Source organism: Streptomyces sp. NPDC098789, from assembly GCF_044759975.1.
GTDB lineage: Bacteria > Actinomycetota > Actinomycetes > Streptomycetales > Streptomycetaceae > Streptomyces.
In genome coordinates this window covers 1-18,683 of sequence record NZ_JBIWAJ010000031.1, presented here as the reverse complement: position 1 = coordinate 18,683, position 18,683 = coordinate 1, and the positions used below count along the sequence as shown (strand labels likewise).

Genomic DNA, 18,683 nt, shown 5'->3' with positions numbered 1-18,683 from the left:
ATGCGCAGCCCGTACCGACGAATGGGCGGCCCGCGAAGGCATTTCGAACGACGAGTCGCACGACGCCAGCCTTGTGAGGGAGCGCCCGGTGGCGTGATCGCGCCGTTCCCGGAGCGCGTGGAATAGGTATGCGGGCGATGGGGCACCGATGCCCGCATGCACCTCATGAACGAGACGCAACACTTCACCGCCCTGTCGGCACGGCTGACCGGCTTCGACCAGGCCGACCTGGAGGCCACCGGACTAGCGGGGGAATACCGGGCGGTGGCCACGGAGCACCTCGGCGCCGAGAGCTACGACCGGCTGCTGCGCGAGCTGCGGAATCCCGAGGACCTCGTGGACGTCGACCTGCGCAAAGCCGCGCGAGCCGTCACGTACCTCTGGTTCACGGGCAGTTGGTTCGGGACCTCGACCGTGGTCTCGCCCCGTGCCTACGCCGAGGCCCTGATGTGGAAGGCCGCGGGCCTCAAGGCTCCCGCCTCCGGTCCGGGCGGATACGGGAGCTGGGCCGAGGCGGGCGGCCGGTGACGCGGTACGACGTGATCGTCGTCGGCGCCGGTGTCGCCGGGTCGCTGGTCGCGCACCGGCTCGGCCGGAACGGGCGGCGGGTCCTGGTCCTGGAGGCGGGCGCGGCCGTCCCCGGCGGTGGCGAGCCGGCCACCGACCCGCTCGCCACCTATCTGACGGCCTCTGCCAGGCTTCCCGGCTCCTCCTCCGTACCCCATCCGGCCGCCGCGTCGCCGCAGGTGACGGACCTCACCGGCACGGACGGGAGGCCCCCCTTCCGGGCGACCGGCCATGTGCTGCAGGACGGCCCGCTCCCCTACGCCAGCGGCTACGTCCGCGCCAACGGAGGCACCGGCAACGTGTGGACCGGCCTCGTACCGCGCATGCTGCCGGAGGACTTCGACACCGAGCGCTTCGGCTACGGGCGGCGGTGGCCGGTCACGTACGACGAGCTGGAGCCGCATTACCGGTCGGCCGAGGAGGAGTTCGGGGTGGCGGCCGACGCCGACGATCAACGCGTGCACGTCGGCCTGCCCTTCCCCGAGGACTACGTCTTCCCCATGCGGCCGCTGCCCGCCGCGCGGCTGGACCATCTCCTCGCGGCCCGCCTCGACGGGCGGCGCGTGAGCGACCCCGTCGCCCTGAGCGAGGTCGAGCTGAAGGTGGTCGGCACCCCGCACGCGCGCAACGGCGTCCCGGATCCCCGGTACGACGGCGGCCGCGGCTACGTCCCACGCGGCCGCGGCGGCCGCGAGGACCCGGGCAGCCGCTGCGTGGGCAACGCGACCTGCATCCCGCATTGCCCCTCGTACGCGAAGTACACCCCGCAGAAGACCCAGGGCCGCTGGAGCACCACGGTCACGCTACGCGACAGGTCCGTGGTGAGCCGTGTCCTCATCGACGGGAGGGGGCGGGCGACGGGAGTCGAGTACCGCTCCTACGACGGGGAGGTGTCGACCGCGCACGCTGACGTCGTCGTGCTCGCCGCACACGCCGTCGAGAACGCGCGGCTCCTGCTCCTCTCCCGGCTCGCCGAACGTAGCGGTCAGGTGGGCCGCAACTTGATGGACCATCCGGTGCTGCTGACCTGGGGACTGTTGCCCGAGGAGACCCGACCGTACCGGGGTCCCGGGTCGGTCTCCGGCTTGGAAGGCTTCCGCGCCGGGTCCGCCCGTCGGCGAAGGGCGCCGTTCCGCATCGAGTTCGGGACATGGGGGTGGGTCTGGGCCAAAGGGCCCGTCGAGACGGACGTCGCTCACTTCCTCCTCGAACGAGGGCTGCTGGGACCGGAGTTGCGGCGGGCGGTCGGGGATCGGATCCGCCGCCAGTTCACCCTCCAGTTCGAGATGGAACAGGGCGCCGACCCCGCCAACCGGGTCACCCTCCACCCCTCCGAGCGCGATGCCCTGGGACTCCCACGCCCGCTCGTCACGTACGACCTCGACGAGCACGTGAAGGCGGGGATCGCAGCGGCCGGCGCGGTCTCGGACCAGATCTTCGCGCTGCTGGGCGCCGAGGACCACACCGACTACGCGCCGCCGGCGGCCTGGCCCGGCCGTTTCGAGCACGGCGGGCGTACCTACGGCTACCGTGGAGCCGGCCATGCCGCCGGCACCCACATCATGGGCGAGTCCCCCGCCACATCGGTGGTGGACGCCTGGCAGCGCTGCTGGGACCACCCCGGCCTGTACGCCGTGGGCTGCGGCAGCATGCCGTCGGTGGCCACCTCCAACCCGACGCTGACGATGGCCGCGCTCGCCCTGCGCAGCACGGAACGCATCGAGGCGGACCTGACCGCCCGCGACCGCCCGGCCCACGTCGGGCCGTCCCGACCAACCCCCGCGACGAACGAGACGACGACACCGACCCGAGGAGCCCTCACATGACCGGCCCGCTGCCCCTGCCGCCCGTGCCCGAGCCCTTCCGGCTCCCCTTCCACTACGGGGCACTGCACCAGATCGGCCTCGACTGGCTGGTCGCACCGGAGCCGGTCCGCGAGCTGCTCGCCAAGCACCACCCGGACCTGACCGCGGCCACCTTCGAGGACGGGCGGGCGCTGGTCACCCTCAACTACCAGTTGTACTTCGCGCAGTACGCCTTCGGCGGCGGCGTCACCCAGGAGATCGAGTTCAACGTCATCGCCTTCCCCACCACCGAGAGCGACCGGCTGCCCCGGCTGACCTACGCCCAGTTCGCGCAGGGCTGGGACCAGACGAAGTTGCTCGGCATCGCCCGCCTCCACGTCGTGTGCGACAACCCCTTCGCGATCCGGGCCGGTCAGGAGATCTACGCGGAACCCAAGTACCCGGGCTGGTTCGAGGTCGACCTGCCCTCCCTCAACGGCCCCACCGGCGAGACCTGGAACGTACGGTGCAACGCCGCCTCGCCCGGCCCGAACGACACCCTGGAGCAGGAAGCGACCCCACTGCTCGACGTCACCGCGAGACTGGACGGCCTCGCCGCGGTCGCCGCCAACGCGGCCCCCGTCACCGGCTACGGCACCGACCGGGAGGGGCGCCTGCTCGCCGGACCCATGAACCTCTATCAGCCGTACCAGTGGTACGACTTGACCCGCCCCGAACACTCCGAGCGCACGCGGCTGACGGTCCACGCCCCGGACGGCGACCTCGGGCTCGGGATCCGCGCCGTACTCCCCTACGGGACACCGGCCGCCGGTGCCTGGACCTACCAGTCACCACCAGTCGCCGCCCACAACCGCCCGTACTACCTGCCGACGAGCACACGCCCATGAACACGAGCAGGATCTCCGTCACTCCTCGGGACTCGAATCACGTGAAGGGCGCGTTGAGTTCGGAGTAGGGGCTGAGCAACTGACCGCCACCTGAGGTTCACGCCGACTGAGCCGTGCTCCGGGGACCACCCGGTCGCATGGATCATCTTCGCGGCAACTGGGGGCGGCGCGGCTGTCCCAGCAGGAGCAGGCATCACCGGGGTGGCTCCTGTTGGGGTCGGCCTTGGGCGTGCGGGTGGTCAATGACGCCGACGCGTACGTGGTGCGCATGAACGAGTCCCAGCAGCTGCAGGACTTGGCCGTAGCAGGGCTTCCAGTGCCCGACACCCGCCAAGGACGTGGCTTCGGTGGGGCAATGGGCGCTACCGTGCGGAAGTGACTGATGTGATCATTCTTCACGGAGCCTGGCACCAGCCCGCTCACTACGCCGAACTCGCCGATCTGCTGCGCGCCCGGGATCTGTCCGTGGAGGTGCCCGATCTCTACGGGCTCTCGCTCGCCGACAGCACCGCGAAGGTCGAGGCCATCGCCTCGGTTTCGCCGGAGCCGCCGGTGGTGGTGGGACATTCGTTCGGGGGTGTCACCGCTGGGACCGTGCGTGGCGCTGGTGCGCTGGTCTTCCTCGCCGGCTGGATTCTCGACGTCGGCGAATCCCCGGCCGACGTGCTCGCGGCGGCTCCGGGCGAGCCCGGCGAGGGGTTGCTCGCACTGCCGGACGCCGACGGGCGGCTTCGTCTGGATCCGGATGATGCCAGGGCCAAACTCTACGGCGATGTCGACGAACCGGCGGCCCTGCGTGCGGTGGAGTTGCTGCGTCCGGAACATCCGTCGATCTTCGACGCCACGCCCACTCGGGTGAGTTGGCGGGACACCCCCTCGCTCTACCTCCGCGGGCAGCGCGACCGGACCATGGCGACTCCGCTTCCGGCACGCTTCGCCGAGCGTTGCTCTCGCACGGAAGTGTGGGACACCAGCCACTCGCCCTACTTGAGCCACCCGACCGCCGTGGCCGACCTGATTGAGCGTCAGCGAGTGGGCGGCGACCGTTGAGCCCGGATCGCGGTACCGTTCGCGCGCCCAGGCCAGGAAGCGTCGGGACGCCCCGCCCTACGGACGCGGAGTGAAACGGGCCCTGCCGTGACTTCGACAGCCGGCCGCCCCCGCCGGAGTCAGGCGGGGGCGAGGGCGAAGGTGAGGGCGAAGGCGGGTCAGCTCATGCGTTTGCGGGTCCACCACCAGGCCCCGGCGAGTACCAGTAGCGACAGGCCGAGGCAGATCGCGCTCTCGGTGTACTGGATCGGCCACAGGTGGGACGTGGGGTGGTAGGAGACCCACTGGCGAGTGATCCCGTGGTCCCGCAGGCAGGCGAAGTGGTCGCCGGTGAAGCCACCGCTCACGGTGCACTCGGGGAGTTCCTGGGCCGGGGCCCCGGTGTTGGTCAGCAGGCCGCGCGACTGGACCCAGGCGCCTCCGGGGAGGGAGAGGGGGTCGGTGATGGGCAGGTTGTCGGTGACGGTCGGGCGCAGGGCTCCCCGGTAGCGTTCCAGGGCGACGAGCAGCGCTCCAGCAGTCACGACGGTGGCGCCCATGGCGGTGACCGTCCGGCGCAGGAGCAGCCCGAAGACGATGCCGATCGACACCATGAGGACCGAGCGGGCCACCGGCGCCGGGCCGATGGCGTCGTACGGCATCCAGGAGGACCAGTCGAAGTAGATGCCCAGGCGCCCGGCGACCGTGGACCACCAGGACGTGGCGGCCCAGCTGGCGGCCGCACTGACGGTGACGGCGAGCACGAGCGGCAGGGAGACCTTCGCCAGGAACCAGCGGCCCCGCGTGACGGACTGTGACAGCACCGTGCGGTAGGTGCCCGACTCCAGCTCCTGCGCGAAGAGGGGCCCGCCCAGGAACAGGCCCAGTGCCGCCGGGAGCAGTGTGAGCAGGCTCAGCAGTCCGCGGAGCGGCAGCACGTGGTCGGTGCTGAACTCCGGCGGTACCTGACAGCCCTCCCCCTCGGGGCACAGCGGCAACCGGAGGTGCGCGATGGCGTCGAGGGTCGCGGAGCGGCCCATGACCGCGTACAGCACGATGCCGGTGGCCGCGAGGGCGAACGCGGCCAGCGCGAGGCGCTGTTGGCGCAGGACGAGCCAGAGCAGCCCACCCCGGGCGGAGCGGTTCCGGTTGTGATCTCTGTTCCGGTTCCGGTTCCGGTTCTGCTTCTGGTTCCGGTTCTGCTTCTGGTTCTGGTTCTGCTTCTGGTTCTGGTTCTGCTTCCGCGTGGTGCTGGTCACTGGGGTCACTGGGGTCACTGGTCGTCGTCCGGTCGGGTGAGGGGGCGGGCGTCGGAGGCGAGGTAGGGGTGGGCATCGGAGGCGAGGAGGTAGGCCATCAGGAGGTGCTCCAGGCTCGGTGCGTCGGCCCGGGCGGCCGGGGCTTCGGCCCGGAGCTCCTCCGGGGTCCGGGGGCCGCGACGGGTGACGGTCAGCGCGTGGGAGGGCAGTTGTGCGACGCGGCTGCCGGGCGGGTGGGGGGCGTCGTTCGCCAGGGCGCAGTGGCCGGCGATGAGCTCGCCGACCGGACCGGCCAGGCGGACGGTGCCCGCGTTGATCACGGCGAGGTAGTCGCACAGTCCGACCAATTCCCCGACCACGTGCGAGGAGAGCACCACGGTGGTGCCGTGCGTCGCGGCCTCGTCACGGAGCAGACCGGCGATCTCGTGGCGGACCAGCGGGTCGAGGTCGGACATGGGCTCGTCGAGCATCAACAGGCGTGGCCGCTTGCCGAAGGCCAAGGCCAGGGCCACGCGGGTGCGCTGCCCTCCCGACAGGGACGAGACGCGGGCCTTCAGCGGGATCGAGCCGGCGTCCACGATGCGGTGTGCGGTCGCCTCGTCCCAGGTCGGATTGAGCGCGGCGCCCATGCGCAGGATCTCGGAGACCCTGAATCCCCGGTAGAGGGGCTTGTCCTGGCTGAGCAGGGCGGTGGTCGCGCGGGCTCGGGGCGATCCCGCGTCGGCGCCGAAGACGCGCACGCTGCCGGAGCTGGGCGCGAGCAGGCCTCCCGCGAGGGAGAGGAACGTGGACTTGCCCGCCCCGTTGGGGCCGACCAGTGCGCAGACCCGGCCGGCCGGAACGCGCAGGGAGCAGCCGTTGAGGGCCCAGCCCCTGCGGTATCGGTGGCCCAGGTCGACGGCTTCCAGCGCCGTGCTGCCCGGGCGGGGAACGAGGTGGCGGTTCATGTCCCCGACGCTACGAACCGGACCGGCGGCCGGGCATCGGCGGAAAGTAGAGAACCGCCGGCCCCGCCCGTGACCAAAGGTGGAGCGGGGCCGGGGCACCCCTGCCAAAGGTGGAGTGGTGGACGCCGCACCGACCGCTACGGCCTCACAGGAGTCCGGCGCGGTAGACGAGCAGGGCGGTCTGCACACGGTTGTCGAGGTCGAGCTTGGCGAGGATGTGCGAGACGTGCGACTTGACCGTGGGCACGCTCATGTAGAGGTCCGCGGCGATCTGGGCGTTCGTACGGCCCTTCGCCACCTCCAGGGCCACTTCCCGCTCCCTCGCACCAAGGGCGTCAAGCTGATCGACCGTCGACGATGACGGCGGAGATGGCTCCCCTTCGGCTTCTTCGCTGGCTTCGGTTTCCTCCTTGGCTTCTGCTTCTGTTTCTTCCTTGGCTTCTGCTCCGGCTTCTGGTTCTGGTTCTGGTTCTGGCTCTGGGCCACCGACCGTCACCCTGTCGATGAGCTGCCCCAGGGATTCCGGAGACATCACCGGTTCACCGGCGGCGGCCCGCCGCACCGCCTCGATGATGCGCGCCGGGCTGGTGTGCTTCAGGAGGAATCCGTCCGCGCCGGCTCTCAGGGCCCGCAGGACATACGAGTCGGCGGTGAAGGTGGTCAGCACCAGTACGCGCGGCGGGTCGGGCATTGCCCGGACCAGGCGGGTGGCCTCCAGCCCGTCGAGCCCCGGCATGCGGATGTCCATCAGCACCACGTCGGGCGCGTGCGTGCGTACGAGGTCGTGCACCCGGTGTCCGTCGTCGGCCTCGGCGACCACCTCGATGTCGGCAGCGCTGCCCAGCATCAGGCGCAGTCCGGCCCGGACGAGGGCGTCGTCGTCGACGAGCAGGACACGCGTCACGCCGGCCACGGGAGCCTCGCCTTCACCAGGAACACCCCGTTGGCCGGCCCGTGGCTGAACTCGCCACCGATCAGGTCGACGCGCCCGGCCAACCCCCGCAACCCCGAACCGCTGCCGGGCAGGGCGTGCCCGTCGGCCGCGGCAGCGGCGGCGGCGGGGATCGTGTTGCTGACCTCGACGGTCAGCCCCTCGGCGGGCGAGCCGTGCAGGTCGATGCGCACGCGCCCGCCCGGAGCGTGCTTGCGCACGTTGGTCAGGGCCTCGCGCACGATCCGGTACGCCGTCCGGCCTGCGAGTTCGGGAACCACCGGAAGCAGGTCGGGCCGCAGGTCCTCGTTCAGTTCGACGTGCATGCCGGCGCGGGCGGACTCCGCCACGAGGTCCGGCAGGTGGGCGAAGCCCGGCTGCGGCGGATCGGGGGCGTCCTCCGTTCTCTCGCGCGGCCCCGACCTGAGCACCCCGAGGACCTGCTGGAGGTCCTCCAGCGCCTGCACCGCACTCGACCGGATCACCTCCACGGACGCGGTGATCTGCTCCGGCGGCGCCGTCGGGTTCACCCCCAGCGCGCCCGCGTGCATGCTCAGCAGGGAGAGTCGGTGGGCCAGCACATCGTGCATCTCCCGCGCCAGGTCCTCCCGCTCCTCGCGGCGCACCGCCTCGGCGCGCAGCACCGCTTCCACCTCGGCCTGCGCCCGGCGCTCGGCCCGAGAGCGGACGTACAACCCCGCCAGCACCGCGCCGGTGAGCAGCGCGGACGTGGTGAACGCGGTGGCGCCCGCCTCACCCAACGGAACCGGATGCACCAACGGCTGGAGCGCGAGGGGCAGCAGCGCCAACCCGGCGGTCGTCGCCACCGTACGGCGCGGGCGAGAGGCCACCACCGTGGCGAGGCCGATCAGGGCAGCGGGGAACAGCGGCGCGACCGTCGAGGCCGCGAGCAGCCCCAGGGTGACGCCCACCGGGCACCGCCGGCGCCACCACAGCGCGGCGCTGCCCACGAACGGCACCAGCAGGAACCGTACGAGCGCCGCCGGTGTTCCCGGTGTCATGGCCTCGGCCAGGTAGTGGCCGAGGGGATGCGCGTTGAACATCGGATACAACGAGAGCCCGTGGAACGTGCCGCTCACCGCACCGGCCGACAGCGCGCCACCCCACAACATCAGGTCGGGACCGCGCCCACGTGCGCGAAGGGCCCCATCTATCCAGCTCATGGGCCCATCGTAGGGGGGTGCGCCGTTTTGTCAGCATTCGCTAGATCTGTCAGGTCCAGACCGGCCGCCGCCCCCACCGCGCGCGGCCGGGCCTTCGCCGGTGAGCATTGAGCGGATCTCCCCCACGGTCGGGCCGTTACGGCACCGCCTGGACGGCACCGTTGGACGGCGCCGGCACCCCGGGGCGGGGGCGACAGCCCTCTGGGTGTCGCCCCCGCCCCGGGGTGCCGGTGTCCGCGCCCGTCAGAGACGGTGCGGGCCTTCGTAGTAGCCGCCGACCTGGCGGTGGTAGTCCAGGTCGCCGAGGTGCTTGTCCTTGTCGAACTCGGGAGCGTTCTTGATCTGCTCCCTCGTCCGGTCGACGTAGATCTTCTCGTCGTTCGGATCAACCCGGCTGACCGTGCCCGCGGGCAGCAGGACTTCCTTGCCGAAGATCCACGGACCGGTGTCGACCACGATGTAGGCCGAGCCGACCTCGTCCGAGTGCTTGTCGACCTTCCCGATGGAACCGTCCATCGCCTCGACCTTGTAACCCGTCAGATCCGCACCAGCCAGACGGCCGGACGTCTCACGGTAACCCCACACATTCTCAGTCATGCGCAAACAACTCCTCCGGTCAACGGGAGATGGAAAGGAAATGACTCCCCAGCCATCTGCCTTTTCCGTGCGGCATACGCGGCGGAATCTTGCATCCGCCGTACCTCCGCCTGCCCCGCATTCGGCCCCGCACACACCCCAATTCCATTCGGTACCGGGACGGCCGTCGATCGTTGGAGGCGAGCAGGGCCCCTGCTGCGTCACGGCGACCGCCCCGGCGATATCCCGACTACCCCAGATATCCGATTTCATCCGGTACGGAAGAACCAGAGCCCGCACAGGGCGGAGCGGAACGTACGGCTGTGGCCTGCCACCCTCGGCCATCGAGGGTGGCAGGCCACAGCCGTACCGCATCGGAACTACGTGAATACCAGGCGGCTACCAGCGATACCAGCGGCCGCTACCGCCCTTCGGTCGAGCCACGAAACCGACCAACCACAACACCAGCACCGCGATCGCGACCCACCAGAGAATCTTCAGAGCGAAACCCGCACCGAAGAGGATCAGGACCAGTAGAAGAACAAGAAGCAGGGGAACCATAGTTATCAACCTCCGAAGCACCGCATGCCCCACCACATGCTCGACATGCGCACGGAACTTACCTGTTTCTTATCGGCACAGGCGGGAACACGCGTCAGCCCACTTTTGAGCACGTCCCCCGCGGACCCCGTCCACATCAGGAGGTTCACCGCCCCGGTGCCGGGACCGTACACGCACCAGCCGGCCGCACCGACGGTGAGCCCGTCTCCGGTCCACGGAGCATGGCCGGCCTCCGGCACGTGGCCGGTGCGCGGAACGGCGCCGGCTCTCCGAGCGCGGCCGCGCCGACGGTCTCCTCCCGGAGGAGGAGGGCCGACCGGGCCCCAGGTCCCGGACCAGGGGTGGGCAGGAGCGGGGTCCTCGTGCCCTTGGGCGATGTGCCGTACCAGGGCCGGTTCCTAGCCTCGGGGCATGCGATCACACCAAGCGGACGATGCTCAAGCAAACCCCGTGACCACTGTCAGCCCCGCCGCACGCCGCGCCGTGGCCGTGGGCCTCACCCTCGCCGCCTGCCTCACGTCCTTCCCCGTCCTGGCCACGGCCGCCGAGGCCCCCACCCAGGACAGCTCCGGGGCCGGACTGGACCGGTACTACCGCCAGCACCTCGGCTGGGGCAGTTGCGTCAAGGGCCCCGAAGACACCACGGGCCGCGATCTGGACCAGGCAGGCGTGCAGTGCGCGGACGTGACCGTGCCCCTGGACTACGCCGACCCCCGGGGGCGCACAATCACCGTGGCGATCTCCCGGCTCAAGGCCACCGACACCCGCCACCGCATCGGCGCGATCCTCCTCAACAACGGCGGTCCGGGCGGTCCCGCGCTCCAGTCCCCGCCGCAGGCCCGTGCGTCGATGAAGGAGGTCGGCGCGCGCTACGACATCGTCGGCTTCGACCCGCGCTTCATCGGGCGCAGCACCGCGCTGGACTGCGGCTTGCCCGTCGGCATGACCTGGCTGTCCGCCGGCGCCGGCCGGGCGGGCTTCGACCGCCAGGTCGCCCTGCAGAAGAGCCTCGCCGACAAGTGCCGGGCCACCGACGCCGCAGTGCTCCCGCACATCACCACCCGCAACACGGCCCGCGACATGGACGTCATCCGCGGCACGCTCGGCGAGCGGAAGATCTCCTTCCTGGGCTACTCGTACGGCACCTACCTGGGCACGGTCTACACGCAGATGTTCCCCGGCCGCCACGACCGGATGGTGCTGGACGGGGCGATCAACCCGAGCGACTACCGCCCCCGGCTGCTGAAGGGCACCGAGCGCGAGAACGAGAGGGCTCTGTCCGACTGGGCCGCCTGGGCCGCGGAGCACCACGACGCCTACGGCCTCGGGCGCAGCCGCACCGAGGTACTCGGCGCCGTCGACCGCATCGTCGCGGCGGCCTCGCGCGGTCCGCTGGCCATCGGCGCCGGCGCCGATGCCTTCCGGATCGACGACAGCCAGGTCCCGCTCCTCCTCTTCTCGGGCATCGCGGACGACACCGCCCCGGCGCGGGCGTCGTTCGGTGAGCTGGTTTCCGTACTGGCCGAAGCCGCGGAGGGCCGGCCGACGACGGTGCCGTCGACGCTCGTTCCGGAGCTCCGGTACGTGCTGCGCGGTGAGGGAGAGCCCACCGGCGTGCAGTCCGCCGTCCTCTGCGGGGACGTAGCCGCCCCGCGCGATCCCGAGCTCTACTGGCGGGACATCGAGCGCAACCGCACCGCGCACCCGCTGTTCGGCGCGCTGACCAACAACATCAACCCGTGCGCCTTCTGGGACTCGCCGCGCGAGGAGCCCACCCGGGTGCAACGCGATGCCCCTGCGCTGATCGTCGCCGCCACCGGTGACCCGCGTACGACGTACAAGGGAAGCGTCGAACTCCGCAAGCAGCTGCCGAGCTCCAGGCTGGTCACCCTTGAGGGAGCCAACCGGCACGCCCTCTAGGGGCGTTACGGCAACGCGTGCGTGGACGACCAGGTCAACCGGTACCTGGCCACCGGCAAGCTGCCGGCGAGGGACCAGACCTGCGTCAAGCAGGCGGGGTAGGGCCGCGGTTCACCTTCCGAGCGCACGGGCCAGCAGCGAACGGCGGTTGTTCGTCGTGGTCTTGGCGAACACCGGCTTGAGGTGGTCCTGCGCGGTGTGCTCGGAGAGGAACCCAGTCCACCAACGGGCGCGCCACGGGCAGCAGGACAACAGCCTCCGCCGAGTACTCGTGGCCGCGCTCCCACGGCGGCTTGGCCGTGGCGGCAGGGGGCTGACCAGCGGCGTTGCGGATCCGCACTACTCTTTCGATCATGCGTATGAACATCATCGGCCTCGTGGGCGTCGTGAGCGTGGGTCTCCTGGTGACGGGGTGCGGGGGCGCCGGCTCCCGTTCCGCCGCGCCCGCGCCGTCCGTCAGCCAGCTGCCGATCCGGCTCGACCGACCTGCGCCGCGGCCCGAGGGCGACCTGCAGCCGTCCCCCGCCGCCGACGCGCCCTTCGCGGCGAACCTGGAGTACGAACTCCGCAAGAAGACGCTCTCCTTGGCCAATGCCACCGGCGAGGTCTCCGCCAAGTGCCCTCAGGACGTGGCTTCCAGGAAGGGCACCACGGTCGTGTGCACGTCCCACTTCAAGGGTGCCGAGGTGGAGTGGGACGTCGCCATCGGCGACAAGCCCGGCTGGTCGCAGAACCACGTCACCTTCACCGCTCGGGCGCGCAAGGGCATCATGTCGAGGGAGGGCTCCCAGCGGATCATCTTCGGCAACTCCGACGGGACCCTGGACCACATCCGGTGCACCGACATACCGGAGGCCGTCGCGGTACCCATGGGCCCCACCCCCCAGTACGCGTGCCAGCAGGTCATGAAGGACGGTCAGGTGTACTACCCGCAGGCGATGCGCGCCACCGAGGACGGGCCGCGCGCGTACTGACGGGACGGGGTGGGACGGGGCCGCTGCCGACCGCCGCTGCCGCTGCCGGCTGAACCGGGAGCAGCGCACGGCGTTCGGCGACGAGCGGCCGCACGACCGGCGCGGGTCCCCGACCCGAAACTCGACGGCCGCCGTCACGATTTCCCGAGGCGGTCGGGTTCCGGTCGGGCGTGCAGGCGTGCGTGGGCGGCCAAGCGTGTTCCTCCCTCGTTCGGTGCGTTGTCCGGCCGCGTCCACGCGGTCCTCCAGACGCCGGTACTGGAGCTCGGTCCCGCCCGGGAGCTCGATGCGAACCAGCACCCCGAACTCTCCACCGCACCGGGCGCGATCGCCCCGGGCCACCCGCGGGGCCGGGAACGGGCGTCGGGCGCGGGGTCGGTGCTGCCTATCGTTGGCGGCATGGACGTATTCGACGAGCTGTTGCGGGGCGTGCGGGGCAAGGGGGCGGTGTTCGGGCGTTCGGTGTTGTGGCCGCCCTGGTCGCTGCGGTTCACCGACGGGCCCTACCTGACGATGCTCCTGCCGTTGCGCGGCGCGGGGTGGATCGTGCCGGAGGACGGGGAGCCCCGGCGGGTCGCGGTCGGCGAGGCCGCGATCGTCCGGGGGCCGGCGCCGTTCTCCTTCACCGACGACCCGGCCGACGCCATGGGGACGGGACGCGCCGCCGGCGTGCGGGAAGTCCGCTGGGGCGAGGAACCGGCGGACGCGGCCGAGCCGGAGCGGGAGTTCAGCGGCCCGACGGTACTGCTCGCCGCCGCCTACGACGTACGGGCCCAGGTGCCGCAGCGGTTGCTGCGCGCGCTTCCGCCGGTGCTGGTGGTGGCCGACGACGCGGACTGCACGCCGCTGCGCGACTACTTGGAGGGGCAGATCGGCATCGGCGGGCCGGGGCGCCAGATCGTCCTCGACCGGCTGCTGGACTGGCTGTTGGTGTGCACGCTGCGGGACTGGTTCGACCGACCCGAGGCACGGCCACCGGGGTGGTACGCCGCGCTCGGCGACTCCGGGGTCTCCTCCGGTCTCCGCCGGTGGGCGGACGCCTCGGCGAGCGCGGGGCCCTACCGTAGGGCTCCGGCGAGGACGCCGGACGACGCGGACGCGGACGCGAGGACGGACACGATGGCCGAGACCGGCGCGGTACGGACGGGCCCGCCGGGTGCCCTCGCCTGGCTGCCGGGGCGGGTGCCGCCCCTGGTCGCGGACGCCGCGCTCCCGGCGGCCCTGTTCCTGGTGACGCTCGGGCCGGGGCGGGTGGCGGACGGTACGGGCTTCGCGCTGCAGACCGCTCTGGTGCTGCCGTTGGTGTGGCGGCGGCGGGCGCCCCGGGCCGCGTTCGGGCTGATCGCCGCCGCGGCGCTCGTGCAGTGGCGTCTGGGTGTTCAGCTGCCGGCCGACGCGGCGTTGCTGGTCGCCCTCGGGACGGTTACCGCGCGGGCGCCGTACCGGTCGGCGTGGTCGGCGGGTCTGGTGGCGGTGGCCGGGACGGTGCTGGCGGCGGCGCGCTGGGCGCCCGAGGGCCGGTTCCTCGCCTCGGCCGCCGCGATGACGGCGGCGGTTGCCGCGAGCGCGCTGCTCGGGGCCAACGCCCGGATCCGGCGGGCCGCGCGGGCGGAGCGGCTGGCGCGCCTGGAACGGGACCGCGACGAGCGGGAGCGTCGGGCGGTGGAGGACGAGCGCGCCCGGATCGCACGGGAGTTGCACGACAGCGTGACGCACGGCCTGTCGGTGGTGGTGGCGCTGGCGGACGCGCTCGGGCACGCGCGGCCGGCCGACGCCTCCGCCGTGACGGCCCGGATCGCGGAGACCGGGCGGCAGGCGCTGACCGACATGCGGCGGGCGCTGGGCCTGCTCCAGGACACCGGTCCCGATGTCGGTCCCGATGTCGGGACCGACGCGGGGCCCGGGGACGACCGGCGGTCGCCACCAGGGATCGGGCAGCTCGGGGCGCTGTGCGAACAGACGGAGGCGGCAGGCCTCGTGACCCGGCTGCGCGTGGACGGCGAGGCCGCCGGGGTGCCGGCCGCGGCGCAACTGACGGTGCACCGGCTCGTCCAGGAGTCGCTGACCAACGCGCTGCGCCACGCGCCGGAGGGGGCGCGCGCCGAGGTACGGGTGTCCTGCGCGCCGGGGGCGGTCACGGTCGAGGTGACCGACGACGGGCGGCCCCGAGGGACCGGGCGGCCGGGATCCGCCGGGTCCGGGCGGGGTCTCGCGGGGATGCGGGAGCGCGCCGCGGCCTTCGGCGGGGTGCTGGAGGCGGGCCCGCGGCCGGGCGGTGGCTGGCGGGTCTTCGTGCGGCTGGATCCCGGGGGCGCGCCGTGAGCGTCCGGGTGCTGCTGGTGGACGACGAGGAGCTGCTGCGGCTGGCGTTCAGCATGATCCTGCGCGCCGAGCCGGACATAGAGCCGGTCGGGGAGGCGGCCGACGGGGCGGCGGCGGTGGAGCTGGCGCGGCGGCTGCGGCCGGACGTGGTGCTGATGGACGTGCGGATGCCGGGCACCGACGGCATCGAGGCGACCCGGCGGCTGCTGCGCGAGGTGCCCGGGTCGCGGGTGCTGGTGCTCACCACCTTCGACCTGGACGCGTACGCCTTCGACGCGCTGCGGGCCGGGGCATCCGGCTTCCTGCTCAAGAACAGCCGGCCGGAGGAGCTGCTGGGGGCGATCCGCGACGTGGCACGGGGGGACGCCGTGGTCTCCCCCCGGGTGACCCGGCGGCTGCTGGACCGCTTCGCGCAGCGGCTCCCCGCCGCCGAGGACGGCGGCGGCGTGGGCGACGCGGAGCGGCTGCGCGTGCTGACCGCACGCGAGCGGGAGGTCCTGCTGGGGGTCGCCCGCGGCCTGACCAACACGGAACTCGCCGCCGCCCTCGGTCTCGCCGAGCCCACGGTGAAGAAGCATCTAGGCCGGGTCATCGCCAAGCTGGATCTGCGGGACCGGGTACAGGCGGTGATCTTCGCGTACCAGTGCGGGCTGGTCGAACCGGGGTAGGCGCGGGCGGCCGTCGGGCGGGGGCCGGCGGCTCAGCCGACGTTGACGGCGGTCCGGGCGGTGGCGACCATCTCGTACTCGGCGCTGGTGGCGCCCACTCGGTCCAGCCTTCATCGGTAGTCGGTCTCGTTCAGCTCCACGGCCGACCGGTCCCGTTGTGCCATCGCCCGTAACGCCCACAGCGCACATCACGCGGGCGAAATGCGCTCACCGAACCACCTGGTGGGACAGGGCGAGCGCGAGATGTGCTCGCCCTGCCTGACGACGCGGCACCTACATCTGCAGCGACCTCGCCTGCTCCCTGTACGTCCCTGGCAGGAAGGACGCGGGGATCGACGGCCGCCCGCACGAGACGATCACCCTGGACGAGAAGATGCAGCGGATGGTGGTGAACCCCTCCGCCTTCCTCGCCAGGGTGACCTCGTAGGTCCCGGCTACGCGGTGTCCACGGACCCCGGAACGGCCCCCGGCGCGGGACCGGCCGTCCCGTTCCCCGTCAGCACGCGGACGACGCCCACGTTCCCGGCCGTCCGCTGGAGGAACAGGAGGCGGGCGACCACTTGCGGATCCGGCGGCTCCGCGGCCCTCCGCGCGGGAGCCGCCGAGCCCTCGTGATCAGCCACTCAGCTTCATGGTGATCGTCGCGCCGACGAAGAGGCCCGTGCCCGTCCAGCCTTCGTGCCAAGTGCGGCCCTCTTCCTGGCCGTACATGCGGAAGTACCACAGGGGATCGTTGTCGCTCACGGTGGCCAAGCCGCCCTCGGGCTGTTCGCGGAAGTAGTTCTCCATGGTGATGTAGTCGTTCCCGCTCCTGGCGACGACCCCCCCGTAGTGGTAGGGGGTGGCGCTCTGCGCGCTGGCGACCTGGGTGGCGTCGGGGTTCGCTATGACCGTCATGCCCTCCCCGACGTCGGGGGTGGGCGCGTGCTCGTTGACCCCCAGGTCCCTGAGCACCTCTTCGGCCCTCTCCGCGTTGTCCCTGACCAGCTGCTGGAAGCGCCCGCTCATGCCCCTCGTGATCTCGAAGAACCGCGCCTTGTCCTCGCCCCCGCGCGCACCGAGGCTCTCGGCCTGCTGATAACGGCCACCCCAGTCACCCCCCGGATCCAGCCGCACGAGGAACCTCTCCACGACGTCCCAGTACGGCCGGTCGGCCCCGGTCATGACGCCGGGAATCCTGGTGACGAACCAGATCATCTCGTTGCAGCGCTGCGGTACGTGCACCTGCGCGCCCTTGAGCTTCTCCCCGCCCTTCTTCGCCCGGTACTTGGGCTCGATCTCGTACAGGGTGATCTTCCTGCCCGGTCCGTTGAGGGTCAGGGTCCGGCCCGTCTTGGAGAGGGAGATGCCCGCGCCCTTGTCCTTACCGGGAAGGCGCGCGATGGAGGCGCTGAGCTGCTTGTCGGTGGCGAAGAAGTTCTTCGGCTCCTGCCCGCGGCCCGCGTGTTCGACGGCGAGGTCGAAGCCGTCCGACACGGCGAGGTCCACCCTCCCCTGGTACACCAGGTGCGGCTTGGGCGGGGCGTCGGGCGACACCTCGTCGAACCAGCTGTTCTCGTCGTTCGTGTCCTGGCCGACGAAGAATTTGTCGGAATCGGGCTTCTTCTGCGGATACTCCGCGGAGTTCGCCCGGATGACGTGCATCCGCTGGACGGCCGGGGTCCGGCCGCCGCCGCAGCCGTCGCCCGGGGGACAGCCGCCGCCCCCCGGGTGCCCGGAGGGGCCCTTGTCCGCGGCCTCGGGGTGGTCCGCGCCGGCCGTGCGCTGCACGCTCGCCGGCCCGCTCATGACCTCCTCCGCCGTCCGTTCGGCGTGCCGCTCGCCCGCGTCGTCGGGGCTGGACATGCTGACGCCCGCCCCGCTGTCCGTGCCCGGGACCGAGCCCGCCAGCTGGTCCTCGTAGTGGGTCAGCTCGTGAGCCCACTCCTTCTTGCTCAGCTCGTCGCCGACGACGATGTGCGGACCGGTGGTGTAGGCCTTGGCGTCCAACAGGGCGGCGGACTTGCGCGCTTGAGCCCCCTTGTGGACGAGGACCCCGCTGAAGTCTGCTCCCCCGAAGCGCTGCTCCATCTCCGTGCGCAGGCCGTCCTCCATCGACTCGACCGGCGACGTGATGCCCAGTTCGAGGGCGGAGCGCTGTGCCTGGGCGTGGTCGGGTTCCTGCTCCAGCGGTCCCGGCCGGGCCGACGGCGCGACGCGGCGCTGGACGTGCTGGACTTGCTGGATGTGCTGGATCCAGGCGCCGCTCAGCGGTGGTGCCGCCGGCCCACCGGCGGGCTTCCCGGCCGTCGTGCCGTTCGACAGGCCGGTCCTCGAATGTAGGTTCCGCACGCGTTGTCCTCTCCACCGCACAAGGTCACCTGAACCGCCATCACTACCGTGGCGGCCATCCGCCGGGAAGGTCCGCGAGTGCATGACCGGGGGCACTCTCGGCCGTACGGGTCCGCCCCGCGCCACGCTGTGCCGGTGCCGGTGCCGGTGCCGGTGCCGGTGCCGGTGCCGGGTCAGTCTCCCGCCGGGTGGGGGTCCGCCGTCGCCAACGGGCCGGGAAGCGCGCCCCCGCCCCCTCCTGGGCCGGCCGGGCCAGTGCGTCGTCGCCGAGGACGCCGCGCATCTGGTTCGCCGACTAGCCCGGGCCATCTTCGCCGCGATCATCGCCGAGTTTCTCCTCTCGCCCAGTGGTCCGTTTTTGGGTGGCGCGGCGGACGGCTTCGGTGATGGTCATCACCAGCCGGTAAGCCATCGCGGCAGTGTGCAGCTTCCCCGAGGGCTTCGGCGAAGGGTTCGATCTGGGGCGGGTACGTCATCGACAAGAAGCTCCCTCAAGTCAGGGGTCATGCGTGCCTCTGTCTGAGTGGCCCCTGACAGGGTGGGTGTCCGGCTGCTGCGGCAGGTTGGCTTCCGGCGTGCTCTTCCAGGCCCGAGGCTTACGCTGCCTCTCATGGAACTGGATGCCGAGCTACTGAGGTTTTCAGGGTGGTGTCGGTGGTGTGAGGGGTAGGCGGGTGGCGGTGAGGCAGCCGTCGATGAGGTGAGGCCGGAGCTGGATTCTG

The 18,683-nt window shown here is 71.9% G+C and carries 16 protein-coding genes and 2 pseudogenes; 10 read left to right on the top strand and 8 right to left on the bottom strand.

The genetic code is table 11. The features are described from left to right. The first annotated feature begins 165 nt into the window (after positions 1 to 165). The 4 genes from ACIQWR_RS38320 (at position 166) to ACIQWR_RS38305 (ending at position 4,309) form a co-directional block, all read left to right on the top strand. The gene (locus ACIQWR_RS38320; protein ID WP_404019779.1) at positions 166 to 528 is read left to right on the top strand and encodes a hypothetical protein; all 363 of its coding nucleotides are present in this window, start codon (positions 166 to 168) and stop codon (positions 526 to 528) included. Continuing rightward, positions 525 to 2,393: a GMC family oxidoreductase gene (locus ACIQWR_RS38315; RefSeq protein WP_404019777.1), complete on the top strand. Its 1,869-nt coding sequence runs from the start codon at positions 525 to 527 to the stop codon at positions 2,391 to 2,393. The genes ACIQWR_RS38320 and ACIQWR_RS38315 overlap by 4 nt, the downstream gene beginning before the upstream one ends. Continuing rightward, positions 2,390 to 3,259 (top strand): hypothetical protein, encoded by an 870-nt coding sequence (locus ACIQWR_RS38310; protein WP_404019775.1) that lies wholly within the window; start codon positions 2,390 to 2,392, stop codon positions 3,257 to 3,259. Before ACIQWR_RS38315 ends, ACIQWR_RS38310 begins: the two co-directional genes overlap by 4 nt. A gap of 375 nt (positions 3,260 to 3,634) precedes the next feature. Then, complete coding sequence (locus ACIQWR_RS38305; RefSeq protein WP_404019772.1) at positions 3,635 to 4,309, top strand: alpha/beta fold hydrolase; 675 nt, start codon at positions 3,635 to 3,637, stop codon at positions 4,307 to 4,309. A 158-nt stretch (positions 4,310 to 4,467) separates the two neighbouring features. Here ACIQWR_RS38305 and ACIQWR_RS38300 read toward each other — a convergent pair whose 3' ends face one another. The 6 genes from ACIQWR_RS38300 to ACIQWR_RS38275 all read right to left on the bottom strand — a co-directional run bounded on the left by ACIQWR_RS38300 (position 4,468) and on the right by ACIQWR_RS38275 (position 9,746). Then, the gene (locus tag ACIQWR_RS38300; RefSeq protein ID WP_404019770.1) at positions 4,468 to 5,547 is read right to left on the bottom strand and encodes an ABC transporter permease subunit; all 1,080 of its coding nucleotides are present in this window, start codon (positions 5,545 to 5,547) and stop codon (positions 4,468 to 4,470) included. A gap of 14 nt (positions 5,548 to 5,561) precedes the next feature. Further along, on the bottom strand, positions 5,562 to 6,494 hold the full coding sequence (locus ACIQWR_RS38295; RefSeq protein WP_404019767.1) for an ABC transporter ATP-binding protein: 933 nt from the start codon (positions 6,492 to 6,494) through the stop codon (positions 5,562 to 5,564). A gap of 145 nt (positions 6,495 to 6,639) precedes the next feature. Continuing rightward, on the bottom strand, positions 6,640 to 7,407 hold the full coding sequence (locus ACIQWR_RS38290) for a response regulator (RefSeq protein ID WP_404019764.1): 768 nt from the start codon (positions 7,405 to 7,407) through the stop codon (positions 6,640 to 6,642). Then, positions 7,395 to 8,609, bottom strand: a complete 1,215-nt coding sequence (locus ACIQWR_RS38285; protein WP_404019762.1) for a sensor histidine kinase — start codon at positions 8,607 to 8,609, stop codon at positions 7,395 to 7,397. Before ACIQWR_RS38285 ends, ACIQWR_RS38290 begins: the two co-directional genes overlap by 13 nt. 243 nt (positions 8,610 to 8,852) lie before the next feature. Continuing rightward, positions 8,853 to 9,206 carry a PRC-barrel domain-containing protein gene (locus ACIQWR_RS38280; RefSeq protein ID WP_404019759.1) on the bottom strand — a complete coding sequence of 118 codons (354 nt, stop codon included), beginning with the start codon at positions 9,204 to 9,206 and terminating at the stop codon, positions 8,853 to 8,855. Between the two features lie 378 nt (positions 9,207 to 9,584). Continuing rightward, the gene (locus ACIQWR_RS38275) at positions 9,585 to 9,746 is read right to left on the bottom strand and encodes a hydrophobic protein (protein WP_385773101.1); all 162 of its coding nucleotides are present in this window, start codon (positions 9,744 to 9,746) and stop codon (positions 9,585 to 9,587) included. Between the two features lie 411 nt (positions 9,747 to 10,157). On the opposite strand from ACIQWR_RS38275, the pseudogene ACIQWR_RS38270 reads away from it, so the two are divergent. The 6 genes and pseudogenes from ACIQWR_RS38270 to ACIQWR_RS38245 all read left to right on the top strand — a co-directional run bounded on the left by ACIQWR_RS38270 (position 10,158) and on the right by ACIQWR_RS38245 (position 16,057). Beyond that, a pseudogene (locus tag ACIQWR_RS38270) lies at positions 10,158 to 11,768 on the top strand (alpha/beta hydrolase). A gap of 251 nt (positions 11,769 to 12,019) precedes the next feature. Then, complete coding sequence (locus tag ACIQWR_RS38265) at positions 12,020 to 12,640, top strand: hypothetical protein (protein ID WP_404019758.1); 621 nt, start codon at positions 12,020 to 12,022, stop codon at positions 12,638 to 12,640. A gap of 399 nt (positions 12,641 to 13,039) precedes the next feature. Next, a pseudogene (locus tag ACIQWR_RS38260) lies at positions 13,040 to 13,666 on the top strand (cupin domain-containing protein); the annotation flags it as partial. A gap of 93 nt (positions 13,667 to 13,759) precedes the next feature. After that, positions 13,760 to 14,962: a sensor histidine kinase gene (locus tag ACIQWR_RS38255; protein WP_404019934.1), complete on the top strand. Its 1,203-nt coding sequence runs from the start codon at positions 13,760 to 13,762 to the stop codon at positions 14,960 to 14,962. Further along, complete coding sequence (locus ACIQWR_RS38250; protein WP_404019755.1) at positions 14,959 to 15,630, top strand: response regulator; 672 nt, start codon at positions 14,959 to 14,961, stop codon at positions 15,628 to 15,630. Before ACIQWR_RS38255 ends, ACIQWR_RS38250 begins: the two co-directional genes overlap by 4 nt. A 277-nt stretch (positions 15,631 to 15,907) precedes the next feature. Then, a complete protein-coding gene (locus tag ACIQWR_RS38245) occupies positions 15,908 to 16,057 on the top strand; it encodes an FBP domain-containing protein (protein WP_404019931.1) in 150 nt (49 codons plus the stop codon). A 7-nt stretch (positions 16,058 to 16,064) separates the two neighbouring features. On the opposite strand, the gene ACIQWR_RS38240 is transcribed toward ACIQWR_RS38245, so the two are convergent. Together ACIQWR_RS38240 and ACIQWR_RS38235 are read right to left on the bottom strand one after the other, a co-directional pair. Further along, positions 16,065 to 16,253 carry a hypothetical protein gene (locus tag ACIQWR_RS38240; RefSeq protein WP_404019754.1) on the bottom strand — a complete coding sequence of 63 codons (189 nt, stop codon included), beginning with the start codon at positions 16,251 to 16,253 and terminating at the stop codon, positions 16,065 to 16,067. After that, positions 16,246 to 17,961, bottom strand: coding sequence for a DUF4157 domain-containing protein (locus ACIQWR_RS38235; RefSeq protein WP_404019751.1), 1,716 nt, complete (start codon positions 17,959 to 17,961; stop codon positions 16,246 to 16,248). Before ACIQWR_RS38235 ends, ACIQWR_RS38240 begins: the two co-directional genes overlap by 8 nt. Between the last annotated feature and the right edge of the window lie 722 nt (positions 17,962 to 18,683).

Bases quoted from the DNA above. Each gene is read 5' to 3' on its own strand.
- ACIQWR_RS38320 (WP_404019779.1), top strand. From the start codon at position 166: ATGAACGAGACGCAACACTTCACCGCCCTGTCGGCACGGCTGACCGGC.
- ACIQWR_RS38310 (WP_404019775.1), top strand. From the start codon at position 2,390: ATGACCGGCCCGCTGCCCCTGCCGCCCGTGCCCGAGCCCTTCCGGCTC.
- ACIQWR_RS38295 (WP_404019767.1), bottom strand. From the start codon at position 6,494: ATGAACCGCCACCTCGTTCCCCGCCCGGGCAGCACGGCGCTGGAAGCC.
- ACIQWR_RS38285 (WP_404019762.1), bottom strand. From the start codon at position 8,609: ATGAGCTGGATAGATGGGGCCCTTCGCGCACGTGGGCGCGGTCCCGAC.
- ACIQWR_RS38280 (WP_404019759.1), bottom strand. From the start codon at position 9,206: ATGACTGAGAATGTGTGGGGTTACCGTGAGACGTCCGGCCGTCTGGCT.
- ACIQWR_RS38275 (WP_385773101.1), bottom strand. From the start codon at position 9,746: ATGGTTCCCCTGCTTCTTGTTCTTCTACTGGTCCTGATCCTCTTCGGT.
- ACIQWR_RS38265 (WP_404019758.1), top strand. From the start codon at position 12,020: ATGCGTATGAACATCATCGGCCTCGTGGGCGTCGTGAGCGTGGGTCTC.
- ACIQWR_RS38255 (WP_404019934.1), top strand. From the start codon at position 13,760: ATGGCCGAGACCGGCGCGGTACGGACGGGCCCGCCGGGTGCCCTCGCC.